We start from the raw sequence: 1,880 nt of genomic DNA on the forward strand, positions 1-1,880 counted from the left end.
AAGATCAACACACCCTAACCTCCTTATTTGTTTGTTTAAATCAATTCGGTTTAGCACCCAATAGTTTCTTTAATGAATGTGATGTGGGGTTCACTGTTTTTCATTGGAGTGACAGAGTCATCTCAACAAACAACCTTGTTGAAGCTAAAGATAAAGGCAAGAAATTAAAATATAAAATTATCATTGGTTATTCTTTGGATAATATTATGTTATCGATATCTTCGGGTAATTGATTCACTTAACGGTTCGATAGACGCAACGAAAGTGTAAGGCACTTTAACCTTTTATTTTTAAAGAAGATTCCCCCGGGCATGCCTGGGGTACTTACCGTGACAACGCTAAAGCGTTGACCAAAATTACAAACAGCTAACGCTGTAATTTTGGAATTGGCATTCATACACGAACACAAAACTATGGCATCGCAGGAGAAAGGCTTAATGACTTTTATGTGAAGCCATTGCGTGATCAAACAATGATAAAGAGTGGACTCGATTGGTTGGGGTATATGTATTAGCAATCATCGAGTTCTAACAATCATCTCGTTTAATTAAGATGCCACGGAGCAAAGGGCCTGCATCGCTTAGCCCCTTTGCGTCCGAAATTAAAAGTCCACAGAAAGCATGCCTAGCTTTCTCTACTGTCCTTTCATTTTTCATTTGTTACTGCAAGCAATAGTTCGAGCTCTTCAGGAGTTAGTAAGTCTTTGTTTTTCAAAGCCTCACTTTCTTCCAAAGAAAGCCGCGTTTGGCTTATTAAGTACTTTTTTTGAGTTGGAGTGAGATCCTTTAAGGAATCTATCAACTCTTTAAAATTTGTGTTGTTCATAGCCTAGCATTCCAATTAACGTATAATTTCTATAGTGTTGTCACTCATCCATATTGGATAAGTAATCAGTTATCTGCTGGTTTATCTTAACCAACTCTGTATTAACTATAGCCAGATCCCCGCTGTCTGGTGCGATATTATCTCTTGTGTGTTCCTCAATGTTGTTTAGTGCAAATACGGCTGACTCCTCACCAAAGCTAGCAAGGATGCCTTTCAAACTGTGTGATAGTAAGAACAACTCAGGCCAATTTTGCTGTTGATTAAGCTGATTAATCCGTTCCAGTCCATTTTCGTAGTCTTCCATGTAAGTGGAGAAAACAGCAAAGATAATGTCGACATCGTTGTCTATGTATGTGCTGAGTACTTGGAAGTTGATCATTACTTACCTCCACTGTGTGGCTTGTAGATTAAATGGGGTAGGTAACTGAGATGCGTAAGAGCCTGAGAGGTAGTCTTTAAGCCAATTAGACCAGTTAGGTGGTAAAGGGCGTTGGGAAAGAAACTCAATACTCTCGTTCAATAGAGAGTCCGAAGCTCTAACATTGCAATCCGATAGTTTTTTGAGTCGCATCTCGGCGGAAAACGGGTATCTTTTGTTAAGAGCCTCATCGTTGTTGTTCCCTTGAGTAATGGGCATTAGAGTCGTTTCCGTTTTTGCTGCTAATAAGGTTAGTAAACATCGTTTGATGGCAAACTCACCAAAAAAGTCCATCAGTGGTATCGCTTGTTTAAGGATAAGTGATGGGGCTTTACTTGGCGTAGCGTAATAGTAGCTAAGGGATTGCATGAGTTTTCGGTGGGCGCACTCGGGACGAGATTCTAGTAAGAGTAATTTACATTGCATCATCTGTTTAAAAGCCGCCAAATCGATTCGTTGACTCCGATTGAGTTGTTTCTCTGCAAGGTAAACAGAACTCATTTAGCTTGATGAGCACTCGCTTCTTCTCATTTGCACTGGAAAGCGTTTTAAAATGGTCACTCACTAAATCTACGTAGGTATTCATCGCAGGAAGCCACTGCGTGTCGGTCGAAGAAACCGGCGTTTTTCAAGGTAG

At 40.1% G+C, this 1,880-nt stretch carries 3 protein-coding genes; 1 reads left to right on the plus strand and 2 read right to left on the minus strand.

Translation table 11 applies throughout. The features are described from left to right. Window positions 1–233 (plus strand): hypothetical protein (locus KIV40_RS25055; protein WP_285351909.1); only part of this gene is annotated, 233 nt, incomplete at its 5' end. A 412-nt stretch (window positions 234–645) separates the two neighbouring features. On the opposite strand, the gene KIV40_RS25060 is transcribed toward KIV40_RS25055, so the two are convergent. After that, the gene (locus KIV40_RS25060; protein WP_285351911.1) at window positions 646–825 is read right to left on the minus strand and encodes a hypothetical protein; all 180 of its coding nucleotides are present in this window, start codon (window positions 823–825) and stop codon (window positions 646–648) included. Between the two features lie 40 nt (window positions 826–865). Beyond that, window positions 866–1,204, minus strand: coding sequence for an Hpt domain-containing protein (locus tag KIV40_RS25065; protein WP_285351913.1), 339 nt, complete (start codon window positions 1,202–1,204; stop codon window positions 866–868). Window positions 1,205–1,880 lie beyond the last annotated feature (676 nt).

This window comes from Vibrio sp. D173a (genome assembly GCF_030248475.1).